The sequence below is a fragment of the Curtobacterium sp. PhB172 genome (assembly GCF_003752545.1).
In the GTDB taxonomy this organism is placed as follows: domain Bacteria; phylum Actinomycetota; class Actinomycetes; order Actinomycetales; family Microbacteriaceae; genus Curtobacterium.
Map to the genome: position 1 here is coordinate 359,059 of NZ_RKIF01000007.1, position 24,246 is coordinate 383,304.

The 24,246-nt window shown below is 70.1% G+C and carries 14 protein-coding genes; 6 read left to right on the forward strand and 8 right to left on the reverse strand.

Annotated features, from left to right (window positions below):
* Positions 1 to 1,866: a molecular chaperone DnaK gene (gene dnaK / locus EDF42_RS08845; RefSeq protein ID WP_123293529.1), complete on the reverse strand. Its 1,866-nt coding sequence runs from the start codon at positions 1,864 to 1,866 to the stop codon at positions 1 to 3.
* Positions 1,867 to 2,764: 898 nt separating this feature from the next.
* Here dnaK and EDF42_RS08850 point away from each other — a divergent pair.
* A complete protein-coding gene (locus tag EDF42_RS08850) occupies positions 2,765 to 8,938 on the forward strand; it encodes an Ig-like domain-containing protein (RefSeq protein WP_185040849.1) in 6,174 nt (2,057 codons plus the stop codon).
* A 492-nt stretch (positions 8,939 to 9,430) separates the two neighbouring features.
* Here the strand turns inward: EDF42_RS08850 and EDF42_RS08855 are convergent, their stop codons facing one another.
* Positions 9,431 to 11,803, reverse strand: a complete 2,373-nt coding sequence (locus EDF42_RS08855; RefSeq protein ID WP_123340032.1) for an oligosaccharide flippase family protein — start codon at positions 11,801 to 11,803, stop codon at positions 9,431 to 9,433.
* Positions 11,804 to 11,838: 35 nt separating this feature from the next.
* Positions 11,839 to 12,297 carry a DUF3060 domain-containing protein gene (locus EDF42_RS08860; RefSeq protein ID WP_123672069.1) on the reverse strand — a complete coding sequence of 153 codons (459 nt, stop codon included), beginning with the start codon at positions 12,295 to 12,297 and terminating at the stop codon, positions 11,839 to 11,841.
* 81 nt (positions 12,298 to 12,378) lie between these two features.
* Between EDF42_RS08860 and EDF42_RS08865 the strand changes: the two genes are divergently transcribed.
* Positions 12,379 to 13,542 (forward strand): glycosyltransferase family 4 protein, encoded by a 1,164-nt coding sequence (locus tag EDF42_RS08865; RefSeq protein ID WP_123672070.1) that lies wholly within the window; start codon positions 12,379 to 12,381, stop codon positions 13,540 to 13,542.
* A gap of 129 nt (positions 13,543 to 13,671) precedes the next feature.
* On the opposite strand, the gene EDF42_RS08870 is transcribed toward EDF42_RS08865, so the two are convergent.
* The 3 genes from EDF42_RS08870 to EDF42_RS08880 are packed head-to-tail and all read right to left on the reverse strand — an operon-like array spanning position 13,672 to position 16,728.
* Positions 13,672 to 14,799, reverse strand: coding sequence for a glycosyltransferase (locus tag EDF42_RS08870; RefSeq protein ID WP_123672071.1), 1,128 nt, complete (start codon positions 14,797 to 14,799; stop codon positions 13,672 to 13,674).
* Positions 14,777 to 15,403, reverse strand: a complete 627-nt coding sequence (locus EDF42_RS08875) for a low molecular weight phosphatase family protein (RefSeq protein ID WP_185040850.1) — start codon at positions 15,401 to 15,403, stop codon at positions 14,777 to 14,779. The genes EDF42_RS08870 and EDF42_RS08875 overlap by 23 nt, the downstream gene beginning before the upstream one ends.
* A complete protein-coding gene (locus tag EDF42_RS08880; RefSeq protein ID WP_123672073.1) occupies positions 15,400 to 16,728 on the reverse strand; it encodes a hypothetical protein in 1,329 nt (442 codons plus the stop codon). The genes EDF42_RS08875 and EDF42_RS08880 overlap by 4 nt, the downstream gene beginning before the upstream one ends.
* Positions 16,729 to 16,811: 83 nt before the next feature.
* On the opposite strand from EDF42_RS08880, the gene EDF42_RS08885 reads away from it, so the two are divergent.
* Genes EDF42_RS08885 through EDF42_RS08895 form a run of 3 tightly spaced genes read left to right on the forward strand, consistent with a single transcriptional unit; the run spans position 16,812 to position 20,202 of the window.
* Positions 16,812 to 18,221 (forward strand): polysaccharide biosynthesis tyrosine autokinase, encoded by a 1,410-nt coding sequence (locus tag EDF42_RS08885; protein ID WP_123672074.1) that lies wholly within the window; start codon positions 16,812 to 16,814, stop codon positions 18,219 to 18,221.
* The gene (locus EDF42_RS08890; RefSeq protein ID WP_123672075.1) at positions 18,218 to 19,294 is read left to right on the forward strand and encodes a polysaccharide pyruvyl transferase family protein; all 1,077 of its coding nucleotides are present in this window, start codon (positions 18,218 to 18,220) and stop codon (positions 19,292 to 19,294) included. Before EDF42_RS08885 ends, EDF42_RS08890 begins: the two co-directional genes overlap by 4 nt.
* The gene (locus EDF42_RS08895) at positions 19,291 to 20,202 is read left to right on the forward strand and encodes a glycosyltransferase family 2 protein (protein WP_185040851.1); all 912 of its coding nucleotides are present in this window, start codon (positions 19,291 to 19,293) and stop codon (positions 20,200 to 20,202) included. The genes EDF42_RS08890 and EDF42_RS08895 overlap by 4 nt, the downstream gene beginning before the upstream one ends.
* 9 nt (positions 20,203 to 20,211) lie before the next feature.
* Here the strand turns inward: EDF42_RS08895 and EDF42_RS08900 are convergent, their stop codons facing one another.
* Both EDF42_RS08900 and EDF42_RS08905 read right to left on the reverse strand, forming a co-directional pair.
* Entirely contained in the window at positions 20,212 to 21,321 is a 1,110-nt protein-coding gene (locus tag EDF42_RS08900) for an acyltransferase (RefSeq protein ID WP_185002631.1), read from the reverse strand.
* The gene (locus tag EDF42_RS08905; RefSeq protein WP_185021194.1) at positions 21,309 to 22,967 is read right to left on the reverse strand and encodes a GH39 family glycosyl hydrolase; all 1,659 of its coding nucleotides are present in this window, start codon (positions 22,965 to 22,967) and stop codon (positions 21,309 to 21,311) included. The genes EDF42_RS08900 and EDF42_RS08905 overlap by 13 nt, the downstream gene beginning before the upstream one ends.
* A 90-nt stretch (positions 22,968 to 23,057) precedes the next feature.
* On the opposite strand from EDF42_RS08905, the gene EDF42_RS08915 reads away from it, so the two are divergent.
* Positions 23,058 to 24,245: an ankyrin repeat domain-containing protein gene (locus EDF42_RS08915; protein ID WP_185040852.1), complete on the forward strand. Its 1,188-nt coding sequence runs from the start codon at positions 23,058 to 23,060 to the stop codon at positions 24,243 to 24,245.
* Position 24,246: the final 1 nt, after the last annotated feature.

The following is a 24,246-nucleotide window of genomic DNA, read 5'->3' on the forward strand; positions in this document are numbered from 1 at the left end:
CTACTTCTTGTCCTTGTCGTCCTCGTCGTCCACGACCTCGGCGTCGACGATGTCCTCGTCGTCCGCCGGCTGCTCACCCGCGGGCTGCTCGCCACCGGCTGCGCCGGCCGCTGCGTCCTGCTGGCTGTAGATGGCCTGGCCGAGCTTGCCCTGCGACTCGTTGAGCTTGTCGAAGGCCGTCTTCACGGCGTCCTCGTCCTCGCCCGCGAGCGCCGACTTGAGCGCGTCGACGTCGGCCTGCACCTCGGACTTGACGTCCTCGGGGAGCTTGTCGTCGTTCTCCTTGATGAGCTTCTCGATCGAGTAGACGAGCTGCTCGGCCTGGTTGCGACGCTCGTTGGCCTCGCGGCGGGCCTTGTCCTCGGCCGCGTGCTCCTCGGCTTCGCGGACCATGCGCTCGATGTCCTCCTTCGGCAGCGACGAGCCGCCGGAGATGACCATCGACTGCTCCTTGCCGGTGCCCTTGTCCTTGGCGGACACGTGCACGATGCCGTTGGCGTCGATGTCGAAGGTGACCTCGACCTGCGGGACGCCACGGGGAGCCGGCGCGATGCCGGTGAGCTCGAACGTGCCGAGCGGCTTGTTGTCGCGGGTGAACTCGCGCTCGCCCTGGAAGACCTGGATCGCGACCGACGGCTGGTTGTCGTCAGCGGTCGTGAAGGTCTCGCTCCGCTTGGTCGGGATCGCGGTGTTGCGGTCGATGAGCTTCGTCATCAGGCCGCCCTTGGTCTCGATGCCGAGCGACAGCGGCGTGACGTCGATGAGCAGGACGTCCTTGCGCTCGCCCTTCAGCACACCGGCCTGCAGTGCGGCGCCGACGGCGACGACCTCGTCCGGGTTGACGCCCTGGTTCGGGGACTTGCCACCGGTGAGCTGCTTGACGACCTCGGCCACGGCGGGCATGCGGGTCGAACCACCGACGAGCACCACGTGCGCGATGTCGTTGACCGAGACACCGGCTTCCTTGATGACGTCGTTGAACGGCTTCTTGGTGCGGTCGAGCAGGTCGGAGGTCATCTGCTCGAACTGCGCGCGCGAGATGGTCTCGTCGAGGTTGAGCGGGCCCTCGGCCGTGAGCGTCAGGTACGGCAGCTGGATGTTCGCCGACATCTGCGACGACAGTTCCTTCTTGGCCTGCTCAGCAGCTTCCTTCAGGCGCTGCTTGGCGATCTTGTCCGTGGACAGGTCTACGCCGTGCTCGTCCTTGAACTTCTTGATCAGGTAATCGACGATGCGCTGGTCCCAGTCGTCACCACCGAGGCGGTTGTCACCGGAGGTCGCGCGGACCTGGATCGTCGAGAAGTCGTCGTCCTTGCCCACCTCGAGCAGGGAGACGTCGAACGTGCCGCCACCGAGGTCGAAGACCAGGATGAGCTCGTCTTCCTTGCCCTTGTCGAGGCCGTAGGCCAGGGCAGCCGCGGTCGGCTCGTTGATGATGCGGAGGACGTTGAGGCCGGCGATCTCACCGGCGTCCTTCGTGGCCTGGCGCTCGGCGTCGTTGAAGTACGCCGGCACGGTGATGACCGCGTCGGTGACGTCTTCACCGAGGTACTGCTCGGCGTCGCGCTTGAGCTTGCCGAGGGTACGGGCCGAGATCTCCTGCGGCGTGTACTTCTTGCCGTCGATCTCGGTGGTCCAGTCAGTGCCGACGTGACGCTTGACCGACGCGATGGTGCGGTCGACGTTCGTCACGGCCTGGCGCTTGGCGGTCTCGCCGACCAGGACCTCGCCGTCCTTGGTGAAGGCGACGATCGACGGCGTGGTGCGGAGGCCCTCGGCGTTCGCGATGACGGTGGGCTCGCCACCCTCGAGAACGCTGACGACCGAGTTGGTGGTTCCGAGGTCGATGCCTACTGCACGTCCCATGTGTGGTGCTCCTTCTTGCTCGAGGTAAGTCGTTGGACTTGCGTCCGATGGACTCAACTCTACTCAGGACTCGGTTGGCGTCAACTCCGTGAGGCCGAAGTTGCGTCGATCCCACTCAACTCCCAGGTCGCGCTTACCAGCACACCGAGCTGGGCTGTGAATATTTCACATGCTAGTATTGGCACATCATGTGCGGCACGAGCCGCTGCATGGACATCCTCCCGAGCGCCGCGTGAGCGGCCCGTCCTGAAAGATGCACATGTCAAGCAAGAAGAGGGCGGCCACCGCCCTGAAGTCCTTCGGCGCAGCGGGTCTCGCTGCCGCCACCATCGTGAGCGGCCTGTCCTTCGGTCCCGCCGCTTCCGCCACTTCGACCGGCGCAGGAACCCTAGAGAATCTTGGATCTACCGCGCTCGTGTGGAAATCGGGTTCACAGTTCCAAACTATCAATGGCGACAGCCGGCTTGTCACGAGATCATCCTTCGGAGCGGCAGCGGGAGAAGCGACACCTACTTTTCAAGTCGAGGTACTCCGCGAAACCGGAGAGGGCTTCCGCCTGCGGACGAAGCGCAACGGAAGCTGCCTTGTGCCCCAGTACTTTGATCAGGTGGGCGTCGATCGCCTTGATTTCGGCGGCTCCTGCTCCGCCGCTGATACTCTCTTCACTATCGACTCGAATAGCAAAGTCCGCTATCGTTCGATCGGGCGGAACCTCGGCCCCGTCTTCGTTCGACAAAGTGACGGCAGATATGGCCTCGGATTCGGCTCCGGTTACGAATTTCCAGGGCTCAAGGAACTGATCGACTCCGCCGGGCGCGATCTCACAGCGAGTATCTCGAAGGTTGATAACATCGCGAAAAGCGCGGTGGTTTCGGGGACGGCGACTCCAGGTGCGAAGGTGTCGATCGGCGACCAGGAAACCACCGCGGACAGCTCCGATGGCTCCTGGTCCATCACGGTCACCGGCTTGAAGAACGGCGCGAACGAGCTCACCGCCATCCAGAAGGTCAACGGCACCGAGGTCGACCGCAAGACCGTCACCGCGACCATCGTCGAAGGCGGCACCCTCGTCCCCGGCACCACCGACCCCGTGAACCTCGAGCGCGGTGCAACCACGGACGTCCCCTTCACGGTCAAGAACAACGAGACCCGCTCCGACATGGTCGGCACCGTCGAGCTCACCGCCCCCACCGGCACCACGTTCGACACCACCCAGACCACCGTCGCCGCGAAGTACCGCACCGGCGACAGCGGCTCGTGGAACTCCTACGCCAAGCTCGACCTGAAGAACGCCGCCTTCAGCGACAACAACACCAAGGTCCGCTTCACCGTCGACACCGACGGCGGCAACATGGTCTCCGGCGAGCAGTACCGCTACACCCTCAAGGTCATCACCCCCGCCAACGCACAGCGCGGCGACTCGACCCTGAACTACACCTACGCCGGCACCAGCGACAAGGGCGCCTACCGCGCCCAGGGCTCCACGTCCACCAAGGTCAACACCGCAGCCCTCACCGCGAAGGTCGACTCCGTCGACAACATCGCCAAGAGCGCCGCCGTGTCCGGCACGGCAACCCCCGGCGCGAAGGTCACCATCGGGAACCAGGAAGCCGACGTCAACTCCGCCGGCAACTGGAACCTGACCGTCACCGGCCTCAAGAATGGCGCGAACACCCTCGCCGTCATCCAGAAGCTCGGCAGCACCGAGATCGACCGCCAGTCGCTGACGGTCAATGTGCAGGAGCTCTCGACCACGCTCGGGTTCCACGGCATCACCGCGACGCCCGACGCCGGCACGTTCTTCACCAACGGCACTGAAGGCGTCGTCAAGTGGAAGCCGCAGCCCTCGTCCGGGAACACGGGAATCGACGTCAAGAACAACGAATCGTTCTCCTGGTCGCTCACCCTGCCGAAGGGGTACCGCGCCAACGGCCTCCCCGCCAAGGACGAAAGTGCGACGTGGAAGAACGAGTGGACCGCTGCTGACAACAGCGCCGGTGAACAGGTCGTCACGCTCACGATCACCAACGTGTCCGGCCGAACCCTCACTGGCCAGGCGACCACGCAACCGGACCGCTCGTTCAAGATCAAGGCAAATGCAGCTCCCGCCGCCGACACCACCATCACCGGTCGGTTCACGCCGCCGCCGTCCTACAGCTCGTCGAGCCCACAGGGCACCGCAACGCTGAAGGCCGCAACCGCGTTGACGGCCAAGGTCGACTCCTTCGACAACATCGCGAAGACCGCTGTCGTCTCGGGCACGGCCACCAAGGGCGCCGAGATCGCCATCGGCAACCAGAAGACCACCGCCAGCCAGGCGGACGGCTCCTGGTCCATCACCGTCACCAACCTCGCTGACGGCGAGAACTCACTCACCGCCGTCCAGACGGCAGGGGGCGCCCGGATCGACTCGCGCAACCTCACGGTGACCATCGTGGACGGGGGTGGCATCATCGCCGACTCCACCGAGAAGGTCGCCCTCAAGCGCGGGACCACCACGACGGTTCCCGTCACCGTGAAGACCACCGTCGACCGCACCAACCCTGACGGATCGATCACCTTCACCGCCCCCGCCGGCACCACGTTCGCCGGCGCGGACGACGCCGCAGTGGAGTACAAGAAGCCGGGCGAGGAGTGGAAGTCCTCCGCGTACCTCAACCAGACCGAGGGCTCGCTCTCGGCCGACCGGAAGACCCTCACCTACAAGGTGTCCTCGACCGGGAACTTCACGGTCCCCGAGGGGTCGCTGATCCGGCTCTCCGCCAAGGTCGCCACGCCGTCGGACGTCAACGGCTCTACCGGTTCGGTCGGGTACACGTTCACCGGCACCAGTGGCCAGGGCAACTTCTCGGCCGCCGGGAACACCGCGACCGAGATCCGCACGATCGCCGACCTCGTGATCGGGGCACCGGTGAACGGCTCCACCGTCACCGTCCCCCGTCCCACGTTCTCGGGCACCGGTGACGAAGGCGCCACGATCCGCGTGGAGTCCGCTGCCGGCCTCACGATCGCGGAGACCACGGTCGTGGACGGCAAGTGGTCCGTCCCCGCACGAACCGACCTCACCGACGGCTCGTACACGCTGAGCGTCACCCAGACCCCGACCGAGGGGAACCCCGTCACGAAGCAGGTCTCGTTCACGGTCGACATCGCGGTGAACGGCGGGCTCAGCATCGGCGATGCGGGGACCACCGAGCTGAACCGCGGTGGCAACGCCGGTGTGCCGTTCGTCCTGCACAACGACCGGACCGTCACCCGCTACGACGGCGGTCAGATCGTCTTCACCGCACCGGAGGGCACGACCTTCCCGGCGCAGACGACCGCGCCGGCGCACTACCGTCAGAGCTCGGCCGACTCGTGGAAGGTGGACCGACGGTTCGATCTCAAGGGCGGCACCGTCAGCAACGACGGCAAGACGATCACCTTCGACTGGACCCCGACCTCGTCGACAGGCGACGCGAGCAACCTCGACCGCAAGTGGACGATCCAGGTCGCTACCCCGGCGGGCGCACCCATCGGCAACACCTCGATGGGCGGCCACATCACCGGCAGCACCGACCTCGGCACGATCGACCTCACCGGGAGCTCGGCGACGAAGGTCACGACCGCGGCGCTGACCGCTGCAGTCGGCTCCGTCGACAACGACGCCAAGACTGCCGTCGTCTCCGGCAAGGCGACGCCCGGTGCGGACGTCACGATCGGCGACACCACCGTCACGGCCAACGCCACGACGGGTGACTGGTCGATCACCGTCACCGGCCTCACGAACGGCGACAACCGCCTCACCGCGGTCCAGAAGGTCGGCAGCACCGAGATCGACCGTGTCACCGTCACGGCTTCGGTGTCTGCGTCCGACCTGGTCATCGAGACCCCGGCGAACAACTCCACGATCGACACCCCGCGTCCGACGTTCTCCGGAACCGGTGACGAGGGTGCGACGGTCACCGTGAAGTCCGCCGCCGGCCTCACCATCGCCGAGACCACGGTGAAGGACGGCAAGTGGTCGGTCCCCGCGAATGCCGACCTCACCAACGGCACCTACACGGTCAACGTCACCCAGACGCCGACCGCGGGCAACCCGGTCACCAAGCAGGTCACGTTCACCGTCGACGTCCCGGCCCCCGTCACCCCGCTCGTGATCGAATCGCCGGAGAACAACGGCACAGTCGACACCAAGCGCCCCACGTTCTCCGGAACCGGTGACAACGGCGCGACGATCCTCGTCAAGAACGCCGCGGGCAACACCATCGCGACCACGACCGTTCAGAACGGCAAGTGGTCCGTCCAGCCCACCGCCGAACTGCCCGACGGCCGCAACGTCGTCGACGTCACCCAGACGCCCACCGGCGGCCGCGCACCCTCCACCGAACGCGTCACCTTCACGGTGGATGCGACCGTCCCGGTCACCCCGCTGACCGCGGTCGGTGCGTTCGACGAGGACGTGACGAAGCCCGCGACGATCTCCGGCGCCGCCGAGACCGGCGCGACCGTGATCGTCAAGGACAGCCTCGGCAACGAGGTCGGCCGTGCCACTGCGGTCGATGGGAAGTACTCCATCGACGTGCCCCCGGCCGGTGTCAGCGACGGCGTCAACGACTTCACCGTCACGCAGACGGTGAACGGCGAGGTCTCCTCCCCCGTCGACGCATCGCTCGACTACGGCACCGTCGCACCGATCCGGATCACCTCCCCCGAGGACGGGTCGACCGTGCAGCCCACCGGCCTGACGTTCACCGGCACCGGCGACAACGGTGCGAAGGTCACCGTCCGCGGCTCCTCGTCCGCCATCGCCTCCGGCGACGTCGTGGACGGCCAGTGGTCTGCTCCGGTCACCCGTCAGCTGACGAACAACGTCTACCGTCTGTGGGCGGTGCAGACCACCAAGGGTGGCCGCACCACGAACCAGCCGATCACGATCACGATCGCCGACCGCGAGGTCGTGGCGCCGCTCACTGCGACCGCAGCGTTCAATCCCAACGACGAGAACCTGCCCGCGGCGATCTCCGGTACTGCCGAGCTCGGTGCGACCGTCACGGTCAAGGGTGCCGACGGAACCGTCATCGGCACGGCGACCGCGAGCAGCGGCCGGTACACGATCACGATCCCGGCGAACAAGGCGCACTTCGGAGTCAACGACTTCACGATCACCCAGACCGTGAAGGGCAAGGAGTCCGCTCCGCTCAACCGTTCGCTCGACTACGGCACCCCCGCGGCCCCGGTCATCTCGACCCCGGACAACGGTGCCACCGTCGTCAACGGCTCGATCCGCTTCACCGGCACCGGAGCCACCGGCGCCAAGCTCGACATGCGCGGCAACGTCTCCTCGATCGGTGAGACCCGGATCGAGAACGGCGCCTGGGTCGTCGACGCCAACCGCGTCCTGACGCCGAACCGGTACGACCTGCGTGCAGTCCAGACCACCAAGGGCGGTCTGACCCAGCAGGTCCGGATCTCGGTCGAGATCCGCGACTCGGCCGAACTCACCGCCACCGCGGCGTTCGACCGCACCGACGAGAACCTGCCCGCCACCATCGGCGGGTCGGCCCAGAACGGTGCCACCGTGACCGTCAAGGCGGCCGACGGCTCGACCATCGGCACGGCGACTGCCGCGAACGGCCGGTACTCGATCACCGTCCCGGCGAACAAGGCCCACTTCGGAGTCAACGAGTTCACCGTGACGCAGACCGTCAACGGCAAGGTCTCGACACCCGTCGACACCTCGCTCGACTACGGCAACCCCGTCGCCCCGGTCATCTCGACCCCGGAGAACGGTGCCACCGTCGTCAACGGTGAGATCCGCTTCACCGGCACCGGTGCCACCGGCGCCAAGCTCGAGATGCGCGGCAACGTCAGCGCGATCGGCACGAGCACGGTCCGAGACGGTGCCTGGACGGTCGACGTCACCCGCCAGCTCACGCCGAACGTCTACGCGCTCCACGCGCTCCAGACGAGCAAGGGCGGCCTGACGCAGAAGGTCGACATCCGCGTCGTCGTGACGAACGAGTCGATCGCACCGATCACCGCCCAGGCCGCGTTCGACACGACGGACGAGAACCTGCCGGCGAAGGTGTCCGGTTCGGCCCAGACCGGTGCGACCGTGACGGTCAAGGCTGCCGACGGCTCCACCGTCGGCACCGCCACCGCAGCGAACGGCCGCTACTCGATCACGATCCCCGTGGCGAAGGCGCACTTCGGTGTGAACGACTTCACGGCGACCCAGACCGTGAAGGGCAAGACCTCTGCACCGGTGAGCACGTCGCTCGACTACGGCAACCCGGCCGCTCCGGTCATCCTGACCCCGGACAACGGTGCCACCGTCACCAACGGTTCGATCCGCTTCACGGGTACCGGCGCCACCGGCGCCAAGCTCGACATGCGCGGCAACGTCTCGTCCCTCGGTGACACGAAGGTCACCGATGGTGCCTGGGCAGTCGACGTCAAGCGGGACCTCAAGCCCACGGTCTACGCGCTGCACGCGCTGCAGACCAGCAAGGGCGGGCTGACCAAGAAGGTCGACATCCGCGTGACCGTCGAGGACAAGAAGGTCGCGGAGCTCACCGCCGCGGGCAAGTTCGACGACAACGTGGAGCGGAACGCCACGATCGGCGGCAAGGCGCAGGACGGCGCAACGGTCGTCGTCCGCGAAGGCGCCCGTGTCATCGGCACCACGACCGCGGCTGACGGGGAGTACTCCGTCGAGGTCGCCCCGGCCGGCCCGGGTGTCCGCACCTTCACCGTCACCCAGACGGTCGGCGGCGTGGTCTCCCCCGCGAAGACCGCGACGCTCGACTACGGCACGGCCGCTCCGGTCGTCGTGCAGACTCCGGCCGACGGTGACCGCGTGTCGGGCACCGGCGTGACCTTCACGGGCACCGGCGCAGCAGGCAGCAAGGTCGTCCTCGGCGGCACCTCGAGCCGCCTCGGTGAAGCCACCGTGAACGACGAGGGCAACTGGTCGATCACGATCGAGCGCACGCTCAGCCCGCAGCTGTACACGATGTACACGAAGCAGATCACCAAGGGCAACCTGATCGGCGACGCGGTGACCACCACCATCACCGTCACCCGCTAGGAACCCCAACACTGAACGGCCCGACCCTCTCGAGGGGTCGGGCCGTTTCGGCGTTCCCGGACGCACGGACGGTCCGGGAACTGGTCGATGCGGGTGTCTGCTCCGCGGTCATGTCGAGCGCGGGGTCCGGTGCCGTCCGCCGCGCGCGCACCTCGGCGGTGGGAAGCCGACGTGGTGTGGACGCGCCCAGTCTCGCCCGCACCCCGTCGACGCTGCGTGGAGAACACCAGCCACCGACACCGCGCAGTGCGCTCCCCGAGGTGAGACCGTCGAGTAGCAGCAGCACCAGCGGTGCGGTGCTCTCACTGACCGCTCGGTGTCGTTGCGGAGCATGCGCGCGTGGCAGGGAACGCAGACGCGCTCACACGCACACAGGCACCAAGGAACAAGGACCAAGGACCAAGGACCAAGGAGCAAGGAGCAAGGAGCAAGGAGCAGCGCACAACGACGAAGGGCGGTCCGGGAATCCCGGACCGCCCTTCGTGGTGATCGTCAGAACGCCGCGATCCGGTGCCGCACCGAGCCCTGGAGCCGGCCACAGGCGGCGCCGAGGCGTGTGGCGGCGGTGATGCGGGCCTCCTGGCCGGTGGGAGCCAACAGGACGGCTTTGCCGGTCGACGCCCATTCGCGCGCAGAGTCGCGGACACGCCACCGGGCACCGGCGGCGCGGTGTGCACGCAGGAGCCGGGCGTCGTCCACGCCGTAGTGGAACGCCTGTCGGAACGCACCACGCGCGCCGCTGCGGAGGCGGTACTGCAGCACGGCATCGGGGACGAACACGATCGGCGCGCCCGCCGCGGCGACGCGCCAGCAGAAGTCGATGTCCTCGCCGCAGCGCATGGTCTCGTCGAAGCCCTCGACGGCTTCGAGCAGGTGGCGGGCGACACCGAGCGCGCAGCTCGGCGAGTAGGACAGGTGGCCGAACTTGACCGGCAGGGACGTCGTCGACGCCGTCACGCGAGCGGCGAGGGCCGGCAGGTTCAGCGCGTCGTAGGCGAGACGACCGCCACCGATGCCGTGCTCTCGCACCGCGACGGCCATCGCGGGGATCCACCCGGGCTGGACGACGTCGTCTCCGTCGCAGAACAGCACCACGTCGTACTGCGCCGCACGCCAGCCGACGTTGCGCGCGTGGCTGGGTCCGCGGACGTCCGAGGCGTCGACGGCACGCACGAGCCAAGCGTCCGGCCAGGTCGTCTGGTCCGCGAACCGCTGCAGGGTGTCGGCGTCGACGGCGTTGGCGGCGAGGACGACCTCGACGGGGCCGGCCTGCTGTTGGCCGGCAAGGGCATCGAGCTGTGCGCGGAGGGCGAGGTCGACGGACCCGACGGGGACGACGACCGAGACGCCGGCGCCGCTGCCGGGCTCGACGTCCGCTGCGGCGTCGGAGTCGGCCGGAGCCGGGCGCAGCCGTGCGGCGAGCACGACCACGTCGCGCCGCACGCCGGGCACCACGAGGACGGCCAGGGCGATCGCCACGGCCGCCGCCGCGCACCCGACGGCGATCGTCAGCCACGGTCCGAGCGCGAGCTGACGCGTCGCCAGTGCGGCCCAGCCGGCGACGAGTGCCACGAGGCCGGGTCGGACGACCGGCACCACGAGGTCGCGCAGCGTGAGCCCGGGGAGGCGTCCGGCGATGACGAACCCGGGCACCACGAGCAGCAGTGCCCCGATGGACGACGCCCAGGCCATCCCGGTGACACCCCACGGAGCGCCGATGACGAACGACGCGACGACGAGCGGGCGGCTGATGAGCGCCCAGGTGGTCTGCCGCTTCCCTTGCCCGGTGGCGACGAACACCCACACGGTGACGTAGCCGAGCGTCTGGGCCAGGCCGGCGAGCACCAGGATGCGGAAGATGGGCACCGAGCCCGCCCACTCCGGGCCGAACAGCACGGCGACGACGGCGTCGGCGAGCACACCCAGCACGGCGAAGGTCGGCCAGAGCACGTACCCGGTGAGTGCGGTGAGGCTGCGGTAGTAGCGGGCGAAGCGGGCGCGCTCCCCCGCGACCTTGGCCAGTACGGGCACGGCGACGCGTTGCAACGGCCCGTTGACCTGCTCGAGCGGGATCGTGAGCAGCTGCCCGGCCTGGGCGTACAGGCCGGCGGCGACCGGGCCGAAGGCCGCGCCGACGAGCACCTTGTCGGTGTTCCGCGCGGCGAAGTTCAGGAGCTGGACGAGCGACACGTTCGCGGCGAAGCCGAGCTCGGCGCGGACCGTTCGCAGTCCGGCCGGCCGGGTGGGCCACCACGGGCACACGACGAGCGTGCCCGTGGTGAGGACGGTCGCGAAGACGAGGGCCTGGGCGACGAGCGCGAACGATCCGGCACCGGCGAGCGCGAGGACCAGAGCGGTCGTGGCGCCCGCGACCATGGCGAGCACCTCGACGACGGCGAGCGCCCGGAAGCGCAGGTTCCGCGCCAGCAGCGCGCCGGGGACCGCGCTGGCGCCTGCCGTCGCGAACACCACGGCCAGGAGCCCGATCGAGCCACCGGATGCGGGGAAGCCGAGTACGGGCCCGAGGGCGGGAGCTGCCAGCGCGAACGCACCGGCGATCAGGACTCCCAGCCCGGCGCTGAGCAGGTGGAGCGTGGACGTCGCTGCCGCGGTCAGCGTGGGTGCCCGGGTGACGAGCGCCCCGACTCCACCCACGCGGAGCAGTTCGGCCAGGCCGGTGAGCAGCAGGACGACGACGGCGAACCCGTACTCGGACGGGCCGAGCAACCGGGCGATGAGCACGACGGTGACCAGCTGCACCACGAAGCGGGTCGCGGTGCCCGCAGCCGTGATCAGACCACCGCGTGCCGCTGCGGTGGCGAGGGGCGCGGAGGGTCGCCAGTCCGGCGATGCGGTGTGCGTCATGACGACCCTCCGGCGGGCGCGGTCGGTGGAGACCGTCAGCGGGTGACGAACAGGTTGTCGGTGCCCTTGTCGGAGATCTTGGGCTTGCCGTCGGTCGTGATCCGGTTGGCGTTGCCCGTGACCTGCACGGAGCCGACCTTCTTGGCGGCGACGTCGTTGATGGTGCCGGTCATCACGAGCTTCTCGACGTTGCCGAGGTGGATGACGGCGTTGCTCGCGGTGATCTCGACCGAGGCGCAGTCGCCGACGGTGACCTCCTTGTTGCTCTGGTCGATGACGACCTTGCCGTCGACGCACTCCGCCTGGGCCTTCTCGATGTCGGCGGGCGGCGTGGAGAAGCCCTTCTCGAGGTCGACCTTCGCGCTCGCGCTCGAGGTCGGGGTCGGCTTCGGCTTGTCGTCGCCCGTGCCGGAGCAGGCCGTGACGGCGGAGAGGATGCCGACGGCGGCGAGGGCGGAGGCGATGACGCGGGGCATTCGCGAGGAGGTGCGCATGACGGGTTCCGTTCTGAGGTCGGGAGGAGCAGGCGTGAAATAACAATTTCACCATCTATACAATACTGGTATTCTGCATACATGACAACTCGGATGCCTCCCCTGGTCGCGATGCTCACGCACAGCGCCGCATGCTCCGGAGCAGAGCTGTTCATCGCTCGGGTCGCTGCTGCGCGGGTGCGCGTCGACGTCGTCGTCGTGCTCGGTGAGCACGGTCCGCTCGAAGCCGTCCTGGATCAGCTGGGCGTCGACCACGAGGTCGTCGCCCTCGACGATGACGTCCGGACCCACACGGCCGGCTCCGGCGGCGGACTCGTCCGGAAGGCCCGATCGACCCTCACGACGACCCGAGCCCTCGCTGGCCGGCTCCGAGCCCTCGGCGTCGACGTCGTGCACACCCACTCGGCCAAGGCCCACCTGTACGGCGGGCTCGCCGGACGCCTCGCTCGGATCCCGGTCGTCGCGCACGTGCACGATGTCGTCGGCGGACCGGGGACGTCCCGCCGGAACGCCCAGGTGCTCCGGACCGCCCTGGCCGTGCTCCCCACCGGTGCGATCGCGAACTCCCACACGACGGCGAGGTCGCTCGGTCGGTCCCGGCGCCGTCCAGCGGTGATCGGGTGCCCCGTGGACGTACTTTCGGCGCCGCCCGCTGCGCCGGATCGTTCGCCGGGCTCGTTCACGCTCGGCATGATCGGTCGCCTGACCCCGTGGAAGGGACAGGACGTCGTCATCCGGGCGTTCGCGGCAGCCCGCTCACGCGGGCTCGGGCCGGACTCCGAGCTGGCCGTCGTCGGTGCAGCGCACTTCGGCGCCGATGCCGACTTCTCGAACGAGTTGCGCGCGCTCGTCACGGACCTCGACATCGAGGACGCCGTCGTGTTCCGAGGACACCGTTCCGACGTGGCCGCCGAGATCGCCGCGTGCGACGCCGTCGTGCACGCCAGCACCCGACCCGAGCCGTTCGGCCAGGTGGTCACCGAGGCGATGGCACTCGGCCGGCCCGTCATCGCCTCGGCTGCAGGCGGCCCTGCCGAGATCATCACCGACGGTCACGACGGCGTGCTCGTCGCTCCGGGCGACGTCGATGCCCTCGCGGACGCGATGCTCCGGCTCGCTGCCGATCCGGGGCTCCGTGCTCGGCTTGCGGTGGGCGGGCGCCGCACGGTCGAGCAGTTCGCCACCCCCGTGGTCGTCGAGCAGATCGAGTCGGTACTGCTGCGCGCCGCGCGGCGCACACGCTGACCCCGGGGCACGCCCGTCGGTCGTCAGCCGACGGTCTCGACGCACCGCATACGGACGGGAGGCCCGTGGCGGCCTGACCACGGGCCTCCCGTCCGCCGGTCGCCCGGCCACGGGCACGGCGCGAGCCCGTCAGGCGGCGCGACCGCCGATCGGGATGCCGGTCCACTCCGCGACTTCGCGCTGGAAGCGGGCAGTCGAGAACACGGCTGCGCGTCGCCGACAGGCAGCCGGGTCGAGCCGCGCTGCACGCTCGACGGCCTCGGCCAGGGTCGCGTCCTCGAGGTCGTGCAGGACGGTGCCGCTCGTGCCGTCCTGCACCGAGTCGCAGGCACCACCTTCGGCGTTGACGACCACGGGCGTGCCGAGTGCCATCGCCTCGACCGGCATGATGCCGAAGTCCTCGACCGGTGGGAACACGTAGACGGCCGCACGCTGCAGGAGCGCCGCGAGGTACGCGTCCGAGGGCGCCCGGACGAACGTGACGTGCACGCCGGAGTCGGCGGCGATCGTCCGCAACCGCAGGTCGTCCGGACCGTCGCCGGCGAGCACCACCGGACGGCCCGACGCCCGGCCGGCCGCGATGACCACGTCGAGACGCTTGTACGGCACGAATCGTGATGCCCCGAGCACGAAGCCTTGCGGCAGCGACTCGAGCTCGGCACGCTCGTGGCCGTCGAGCACGGTCGACCAGTCGTCGACCGCGGTGAGCCGCTCGACGCCGACCGGCGGGTTGATCACCCGCGCGTCGACACCCCAGCTGTCGCGGATGCGTCGCTGCACGAAGCGGCTGTTCGCGGCGACGTGCCGGAGCCCCCGCGCACGACGACGGTCGACGGCCCGGAGCGCGGGCGCCGCTGCGCGAGCCAGGACGGTGGCCCCACGTGCGTCGAGCTCGGGGTTCCACAGGTAACGCGCCGGCGTGTGCACGTAGGTGTACTGCCGAGCGGGGTCGACGCCGGACACCCGGGCCTGGTGGGCGAAGAGGTGCGAGCTGACGAGTGCCCAGTCGTACTGCCCGACCTGCCGCAGCCCGTGGCTCCACAGTGCGGGCAGGAACGGCACGGCCAGCGCCTTGCGCCCACGCAGGGGCGAGCGGGCGATGGCGCTCTCGACGACGCGTCGCCCGGCGTAGCGTTCGGGGGCGTCGTTCCAGAGGCCGAACAGGTCGGCAGCCGGGTAGGCCTCGGCGAAGGCGTCGACGACGCGCTCGGCGCCGCCCACCGCCTCGATCCACTCATGGACGAGCAGTCCGCGCACGGTCGTCTCCCTTCTGGTCGGCCGGGGCGTTCCCCGGGTCGGTGGGCAGTGCACGGGTGGCGCACGCCGTGATGGTGTCGATCGCGGCCGCGGCACGCGTCCGCATGGCCTCGAAGTCGAGGTCGTCCCCGCGGACCGGATCGGTGATGTCGTCGTCGGTCGGTGTGGTCGGCGCAGTGTCGATCCGGTTCCGCGCGAGCAAGGCCGGGAAGTCCGCCCAGAACCCCACGCCCACCAGGTCGCCGTCGAGCAACGGTCGGGCGAGGCGGTCGAACTCGGCCAGCGTGAACGTCCGGCGGAGCAGCCCCGGAGCGAGGTCGAGTACCCGTGCTCGCTGCTCGCGCTCCAGGGTGAGGACGAGGTCGTGCCCCACGAGGATCTGCTCCGTGAGTCGTCGCGACGCGAAGTCGGCAGGGTCGCCGCCGTCACGGGTGACCGCCTGCGCGGATCGGGGGAACATCGGCGTGCCGGGGCTGGCGTGCGTTCCGGCGCTGTCGACGTGGAAGCCACCGGGGTCGGCCGCGGCGAGGCGGGCACGCAGGACGCGTTCGACGTAGGGGGAACGGCACACGTTCCCCTCGCAGACGATGAGGACCGAGGTCATGCGGGGGCTCCTGTCGGGGTCGGGGTACGTGTGCGGTTCGGGATCGAGGTGGTCGCGTCGGGCGCGCTCGACGGCCATGCGCTCGCCGCGCACGCAGCGAGGAAGAGCCAGAGGACCGGGGTGGAGAGGTCGGGCGTGCCCACCAACTTCGCGGCGAGGAGCGCCGTGAGGCCCGCGGCGGCCGCGGCGGCTTGCGGGGCCCGGAAGCCGCGTACGAGCACGCCGACCACGAACACGGCGAAGGCAAGGGTTCCGGGCACGCCGACGCAACTGAGCAGGGTCATCCCGAAGGACGACGGCCGGTTCGCTCCGAGTCCGGCGCCGAGCCCCAACGTGTCGCGGACGACGCCCCAGCTGAAGACATCGGCACCGGTGCGTGCGTCGTACGACTGGCTGCCGACCTTGTCCTCGACCAGTTCCTGCACGGGCGCCGCCAGCTGGTCGCCGATGGTCAGGGCCACGATCGCGAGCACCAGGCCGCCGAGCACCATCCAGACGGTCCCGACGCCGCCGCGCACGACCCACCGGACAGCGAGCACCACGGCCGCGAGTGCGATCACCGCGGCCGATGCGACGACGGCGGTGCCGGATGCCGCCTGCAACAGGTTGGCGCACGAGAGCACTGCAGCGACCCACCAGAGCGACCGGGCGCGGCTGGGCGAGCGCAGGGCGGTGATCACGAAGTAGGCGGCCGCCGGCAGGGCGAACGCGGCGAGCTCGCTCGGCTCGCTGAACACGCCGCGCAGGCGCTCACCGGGCACTGCGAGCGAGTACTGGATCGGCATCGTGTCGGTCAGCGGGCCGAAGAAGTCGATCCCCGCCTGGACCAGGACACCGCGGACGGCCGTCAGGACGGTCCCGACGAAGAGCGCCGTCCGGAGCGCGGTCGCGGTCCCGCCGGTGCGGACGAGGAAGAGCAGGACGCACGCGGCCAGCAGCAGGTACGAGAGCTGCGCGACGTTGCTGACGGAGTGGGCGAGTGTGCCCGGGTCGAGCAACTGGTCGTCGATGCCGTCGCGGGGCACGAGCACCCGGGCACCCGCGAACAACCACGGCGCGGCCCCGGTGACCACCGTCGCCCACGCGAGGAAGACGGCGAGCGCGTTCGCCGACCAGTGCGCGGTGTGCAGCGGTCGCGTGCGGAGCAGTGCGGCGCCGGCAGCGACGGCTGCGATGGAGAACATCGGGATGCCGTTGCCGGCGACCACCACGGAAGCCGTGGCCGGCAGCCCGCCGCCGATTCCGATCAGGACTGGCAACCAGGAGCGACGCGCGACGAGGGCCACCGCGACGACGACGGCGAAGACGATACCCAGGACGGTCACGGCGGTTCACCTTTCGGTTGCACTGATATTTCATATCAACTACTATGAGTATCACACAACCGCAATGATCCCGAAAGGCCCCCGTGACCCTCGCGCAGTTCCTCGACGTGCTCCGACGGCGCTGGCCCTCGGTGCTCGTCGTCACCGTCCTCGCCACGGCGACCGCCATCGGGCTCTCGTTCGTCCAGACACCGCAGTACCGTGCCTCGAGCGAGGTCTTCGTCTCGGTCGCCGCGGGGTCCTCCGTGACCGACCTGAGCCAGGGGAACAACTTCTCGGCAGCTCGCGTGAAGTCCTACACGGCACTGGCGGTCACCCCCCGCGTGCTCGGAGCAGCGGCGCAGCAGCTCGGACTCCCCCGGGGCACCGACCTCTCCTCGGTCGTCTCCGCGACGTCGACGAACGACACCGTGATCATCGTCGTCAGCGCGACGTCGGCGTCCCCGACCCGAGCCGCAGCCATCGCCAACGCGGTCACCGAGCAACTCGTCGGCGTGGTGGACGAGGTCGAGCGCTCAGCCCAGAAGAACGCGCTGGTGCACCTCAGCGTCTTCCAGCCGGCACACGCGCCGTCCGTTCCGTACGCACCGCGAGCCTCCGTCACCATCGCGGTCGGGTTGCTGGCCGGCCTCGCGCTCGGGCTGGCCCAGGCGGTGCTGCGCGAGGTGCTCGACACGCGACTGCGGTCGTTCGAGGCGCTGCGCCGCCTCTCGGGTGCGAGCGTCCTCGGTGAGTTCGCGGTCGACGAATCCGTCGCGAAGCACCCGCTCGTGTCCTCCGAGCACAGCTACAGCACCCGGGCCGAGAGCTTCCGCCAGCTCCGGACCCACCTCACCTACACGAACCTGGACGGCGCCTCGCAGAGCATCGTGGTCACGAGCGCGACGCCCGGTGAGGGCAAGTCGTCGACTGCCGTGAACCTCGCGCTCATGCTCGCGCAGAACGGGTCCCGCGTCCTGCTCGTCGACGCCGACCTGCGCCGACCCACGATGGGGACGTACCTCGGCATCGAGAGCCGCGTCGGGCTGTCCACCGTGCTCACGCGCCAGGTGCAGCTCGATGACGCCGTGCAGGTGGTCGGCGCGGACAACCCGTTGCACGTGCTGGCTGCCGGACGCGTGCCGCCGAACCCGAGTGAGCTGCTCAGCTCGAGCCGCATGGTCGACCTCGTGCGCCAACTCGAGGCGAGCTACGACTACGTCATCGTCGACGCTCCTCCGATCCTGCCCGTCACCGACCCAGCGGTACTCGGCGCGATCTGCTCCGGTGTGCTCCTGGTCGCGAGCGTGAACGGTCAGACCAAGCGCGCAGACTTCGTCGCTGCGGAACTCACCATCCGACAGGTCGGGGCACGCGTGCTCGGCCTGGTCGTCAACCGACTACCGGCACAGCGTCGCGCCAAGACCTACTACAACTACGAGCCGTCCGCGCCGGTGAGCGAGAGCCCCCGCCGGTCGTCTCGAGCCCGACGCTCCCCGGAGGAGACCCGATGACGCGCACCACCCCCCGTTCCTTCGTCTACCTCGGTTGGCAGGGGTACGACAACTTCGGCGACGACCTGCTGCACGAGACGTGGCAGGCGGCGCTCGCACACCCGCTCGACGTCGAGGCGCCGCTCACCGCCCGGCACTACCTGCGCCGAGCGCCGAGGTTCGCGACGGATCGTGCGCGGCTGTTCGGCCGCGAACGGGTCGTCCTGCTCGGCGGCGGGACGACCGTGGGCTTCGCGACCTGGGCCGGGCACGCCGGACGCGCCCAGCGGAACTACCGAGCGGCAGCGACGATCGGGCTCGGCCTGGGCGCCGCTGCATCGCACGACTCGTACGCACTCGGCAGTCAGCCCCACGACTGGGATGCCTGGCGGGCGCTGCAGGACTTCGTGCTGCTCGGGGTGCGGGGCCCGCTCACCGAGCACGAGGTGCGCGAGCACCTGTGCCCGACGGAGGTCGTCGGCGACCCGGCACTCCTCTACCCGCAGCTCGTCCCCGTCGTCGGCTCCGCCCACCCGGGCGGGCGCATCGGTGTGGGCCTCGGCTCCGATCCGCACACGCGCTTCGACGTCGAGACGGTGTCCGCAGCGGTGGACCGCTACGCCGGGGCACACGACGTCGCCGAGGTCGTCGTGTTCGCGTTCTGCCCCGCCGACGTCGCGACCGCGCGAGCCGTGTCCGCGCGGCTGCGCACACCGGCGACCGTGCACACGTACACCGACGTCCTGACGACGATGCAGACCATCGCCGGCTGCGACCTCCTGGTTTCGGAGCGTTTGCACGGCGTGGTCGCTGCGGTGTCGCTCGACGTCCCGACGGTGCCGTTGTCGTACGCCTCGAAGTGCGACGACTTCTGGTCGAGTGTCACCGGGCTGCCGTCACCGATCACCGTCGGACACGACGTCGACGAACTCGTCGCGGCGATGGAGGCCGCGGACGCACTCCGCACGACGATCCGACCGCGGACGGCAGAACTCCAGCGCCGACTCACCGCTGTCCAGCGCTCCCTCGTGTCCTGGCGGGCTGGTACGACCTCCACCGCCGAGCTCCGCACCGCCTCGGAGGCCCGCTCGTGACCATCGACCACCGGTTCCACCTCGTCATCTCGACGAACCGTTCGCCGGAACACCTGTCGAGGTGTCTCGCGTCGATCGACTCCACGACCGTGTCGGTGTTCGTCACCGTCGTGGAACAACGTCCGGAGCCGGATGCGCTCGCCGTGCTGCAACCGTTCATCGACGCAGGCCACGCCGAGTACGTCCACCACCCGGTCGTGCGTGGCGCGAGTCGTGGACGGAACGCCGGCATGGCTCGGCTGCGCGGTGAGATCGTCGCGTTCCCGGACGACGACTGCTGGTACGAGGTCGGCACGCTCGAACGACTGTCCCAGCGGTTCGAGGACCCGGCGCTCGACGGTGCCTCGATCCCGTGCCGCTCGACGGACGACAGCGGCACGATGCTCCGCTGGCGCCGTCGTGCTTGCCGGGTCACGGCGCGGAACATCCCGCGGACCGTGGTGTGCGCCGGCATCCTGCTGCGCCGCTCGGTGCTCGTCCGCACGGGTGGCTTCGACGAAGAGCTCGGCACGGGCGGCGGCACGCCGTGGGGTGCTGGCGAGGAGAACGATCTCGTCCTCCGCGCACTCGGCGCCGGTGCGCGGATCCGGTTCATGCCCGATCTGTGTGTCCGGCATCCCGACTTCCGGGCCGGGGGCATGACGGACGAGACCCTCGCGAAGGTCCGTCGCTACAACCGCGGCTTCGGGAGGGTGCTGCGCAAGCACCGGCTATGGGGCCAGGCAGCTCACTGGATCGCTCGGTCCCTGGTGGGCACGGTGGTGTGCACCCTGCGCGGCGACCGTCCTGCCGCACGCTTCCAACGGACGCAGATGGTCGCCCGGCTGCAGGGGTGGCTCGGCCGCGACGACGAAGGGCGCGTGCACCCGATGGTGTCGACGGTGCCGTCGGTCCCGACGCGCCCCTGACCCGGCCGGTCAGCTCCGGCTCGGCCCGGCCCGCAGGATCGGCCGCTCGAGCGCGTACCACGACACGGCAGCGACGCCGATGGCGAGGACGGCGATCACGGCGCGGACGGGTCCCTGCGTCTCGTGACCGTCGAGCCGGACGGACAGCAGGACGAAGTGCCAGAGGTAGAGGCCGTAGGAGATCGTCCCGAACCAGCGGAGCGCCCGAGCACGAAGCGGCAGGACGGCGCCCCGCACGATCGGCAAGATCGCCGCTGCTGCCAGCACTGCGGCCCCGGTCTCGATCCAGCGCGGGAGCCCCGGGACGCCTGCACCCCACGGCAGGAGGGTCACCACCGACCCGAGCACCAGGAGGAGGACGGCGCACCACCCGACGGCGCCCGCGGTTCGAGGGCCGAACGACTCGCCCGCTCGGGCGCGCTCCGCAACGGCGACGGCACACCCGAGCAGGAGCGCGTACACCGAGGTGTCCAGGGAGTACGCGACCCAGTCGTACGGCATCGTGACGTTCGCGACGCCCCGCCACAGGAGGGCGACGACCAACAGACCGACGAAGGCCCCCACCGCCACGGCCCGTCGTCGGCGGGCGATGGCAACGAGCAGCATGACCAGCGGTGGCCAGACCAGGTAGAACTGCTCCTCGACCGAGAGCGACCAGGTGTGGGCGAGGACACCCATGTCGACGCCGACTGCTCGGGCGAAGTCAGCGGTGTGCGTGCCGGCGAACACCAGCGGACGCCAGTGTTGCGCCAGGGACGGGTCCCGCGCGAGCAGCAGGAGCAGCGGTGTGACCACGAGGACGACCGCGTAGGCGGGCACCAGACGCCGGACACGTCGGAGCACGAAGGCGCGCCAGCGAATGCGGCCCGACGAGGCCACCTCGGTGAGCAGGATCCTCGTGATGAGGAACCCGGACAGCACGAAGAAGGTGGTCACGCCGACGACACCGCCCAGCGGCAGGACGGACTCTGCCGTGTGCGACCCGACGACGAGCAGGACGGCGAGCCCCCGGAGGCCGTCGAGCCCCGGCGCACGGTGGAGTTTGAGATCCGTCGACCGCCGACCGCTCGACCGCACCACCGCGCGCGTGGCGAGCGGCGCTTCGTTCAGTCGTGCCACGACACGAAACGCGGCATCCACGTCGCGCTCATCGACAGGCGGCCGTTGGCACCCGTCACGGAACGGCTGGCACCGTACGCCTCTGTCAAGGTGCCGCCGCCCGGGAGCGCCACCTGCACGGACCGGGTGGCGAACCGGTCTGCGGTCTGCCAGACGACCCGCACGTGCCGACGGCCGTCGGCCGAGTCGAACCGGACCTGGCGGACGTCCCCGGTCCGGAGGTCCGCGGCGTAGTGCATCCCCGCGAGGGTCCGCTGCATGGTGGCGTACGCGGCCGCTGCCGGCTTCGGCTCGTACCCGAGGGACGGACGTTCGGTGAGACCGAAGGCCCGGTACGTGCCGTCTCCCTGTACCCGGTCCGGTGCCGACATCTCGAAGGTGAAGACGCGTTCCACCCCGTACTGCGCTGCGAGCACCTGTGTACGCACCACGAAGGCAGCCTGGTCACCCGTCGGTACGCCGGCGGCACCGGCAGTCGGCCAGCCGACCTCGCTGATCCAGATCGGCAAGGTCGTGCCGTCGGCGCGTGGGTGGGCGTCGACCTCGGCCCGCAACCACCGCAGCGCGTCCTCGATGCAGGGGTTCGTCGCGACGCAGTGCTCCGGCGCCCAGGGCTCGTTGTACGGGTGGATGCTGACGGCGTCGACGTGGTCGGCACCACCGAGATCGAGCCACTCCGCCAGCCACGCACGTTCGGAGTCGGACACCGCGTTCTCGGTCGGGCCGACGATCCGTGCGTCGGGGTCCGCGACCCGGATCGTCCGGGCGGTGAGCTCACCGAGGGCGATGTACGACGCCGGGTCCGACGGCAACGCGCCGTGGTTGTTCTTCCACTCGTTCCAGACCTCGAACGAGCGGTCGGCCTCCGGGTACCGCGCCCGCATGTGCCGGACGGCAGCGTCGACGTACCGGGTCCACGCCGCTGCCTGCACCGGGTCGGACACGTCCGGCGGCGACATCGCCGACGCCGTGTACGCGGGGTGCCCGTAGTCGAGCACGAAGAGCGGGTGCATCGACCGCTCGGCGACCAGCGCGTCGACGCGGGCGTCCGTGGGACCGAAGTCGAAGGTCCCCGGTTGTTTCTCGACGGCGGTCCACTGCAGGTCCTGCCGGTAGCTCCCCGCACCGAGCGCGTCGAGGGTGGGGAGCGCTTCGGCCACGGGGCCGGGGTTCCCGCCCACCGCGAGCCCGAACGACGGATCACGCTCGGCGCGTTCCGTCGTGACGACGAAGCGGGTGGTCGCCGCCGGAGAGCTGTCGACCGTCAGTCGGTACAGCCCGGGGCCGAGCTCGAGCCGGGCCCACACGTCCACCGATGCGGTCGGCGTGCCGGCAAGGACCGCACCACGGACGACGACGGCGCCGTTGGTGTCCGTGACGCGCCACGCGGTGCCCGGCGCGATGCCCGCCGCCGCGAAGCGGACGTCACGGTTGTGCGTGAACAGCCCGTTGCTCGTGGTCGCGCGGACCGTGGGGACGGCGGCCGTGTCAGCGTGGGCCGTGCGGTGCATCACGGATTCGGCACCGGCGGTCGCTCCGATCGCCGTGAGGAGCGCCAGCATCCGCCCGACGCGTCGACGACTGCTGCCCGTGGTGCACCGGGGAGCCCGAGGGCTCCGGAGGCGCTTCGTTCGCGGTGGTGTCATGCGGCGAGTGTGCACGCATCCCGGGGCGATCTGGAAACATTTCATATTCACGACAGGAGCCATGCTAACCGAGCGGGGTAGTGTCGACCCGTGCGATGGAGTCGAGTGAACTGGCCGTCCGTGGGCTACGTCTCCCTCGAGGACTTCGACGGGCAGCGGGAACACGTCGCCCGCGTGCTCGAGGACGCTCCCCCGGCCGTCGCCGCACTCCTGACCGTCAAGTGGACGGACTCCCGCATCGCGCGCTGGGACGTCGAGCACCCGGACCTCGCACACCCCGACGACGACGACGATGACGACGACACCGGGACGACGGTCGACCTGCCCGGGCACGGTGTCCCCGACCCGGTCGTCGTGTACACCGAGGTCATCGTCCGCAACGACGAGGTGCTCGACACCCCGGACGGCCTGTGGCGCCGGTGGAACCACGCCAGGGTCACCCTCCGACTCCGCGACGCGGTGGTCGATCCACCCCACACCGATCCCGCGGCACTGCTGGCCGGGGACGCCCACGTCGTGCGCGGCGAGCTGGAGTACCTGCACGAGCTCGACCAGTGGGAGCTCCGCCTGCTCGTCTCACCGCTCGGCGAGGTCGCGATCCGCTTCCGGGGCGTCCGGGTCGCGATCCGCAGCGTGCCCGAGTCCGTCTACACGGAGCTCGACGCACGGCCGGCGCGCGGCTGGAACGGCCCGGTGCCGGACGGCTGGGTCGAGTACGCCACCGAGGTGGTGCGTGCCGCCGCCTACGGCGACCTGGGCGGACTGCACCTCGCCGACGACGCGAGTGACATCGACGACGTCGACCCGCGCTGGGGCTTCGCCCCGCTGCACGCCGCCGCGTGGTTCGACCGGCCCGAGATGCTCGAGGAGCTCCTGCGCCGCGGTGCGTCACTGCAGCTCACCGACACCGAGGGGCGGACGCCGCTGACGCTGGCGATCGACCGCGACGCGCGCCGGGCGATCGACGTGCTCGTGGCTGCGGGCGCCGACCTGGAGGCCCGGGACACCGACGGCAACACCCCGATCGTCCGCGCCGCCTGGGGTGGCCACGGTGCGATCGTGCGGTCGCTCGCCGCCGCGGGTGCGGACACCAGGGCGCTCGGCTCACGGGGCGCGTCCCTGCTGATCGCCGCGGTCGACTCCGGCGACCCGGACACGGTGCGGTCCGTGCTCGCGCTCGACGTCGACGTGAACGCCGAGGACGACGAGGGCTCGACCGCCACCGCTCGCGCAGAACTGCTCCGCGACCGAGCGGTCGCGGAGCAGTTGGCGCACTAGT

Bases quoted from the DNA above. Each gene is read 5' to 3' on its own strand.
- dnaK (WP_123293529.1), bottom strand. From the start codon at position 1,866: ATGGGACGTGCAGTAGGCATCGACCTCGGAACCACCAACTCGGTCGTC.
- EDF42_RS08855 (WP_123340032.1), bottom strand. From the start codon at position 11,803: ATGACGCACACCGCATCGCCGGACTGGCGACCCTCCGCGCCCCTCGCC.
- EDF42_RS08860 (WP_123672069.1), bottom strand. From the start codon at position 12,297: ATGCGCACCTCCTCGCGAATGCCCCGCGTCATCGCCTCCGCCCTCGCC.
- EDF42_RS08865 (WP_123672070.1), top strand. From the start codon at position 12,379: ATGACAACTCGGATGCCTCCCCTGGTCGCGATGCTCACGCACAGCGCC.
- EDF42_RS08875 (WP_185040850.1), bottom strand. From the start codon at position 15,403: ATGACCTCGGTCCTCATCGTCTGCGAGGGGAACGTGTGCCGTTCCCCC.
- EDF42_RS08890 (WP_123672075.1), top strand. From the start codon at position 18,218: ATGACGCGCACCACCCCCCGTTCCTTCGTCTACCTCGGTTGGCAGGGG.
- EDF42_RS08905 (WP_185021194.1), bottom strand. From the start codon at position 22,967: ATGACACCACCGCGAACGAAGCGCCTCCGGAGCCCTCGGGCTCCCCGG.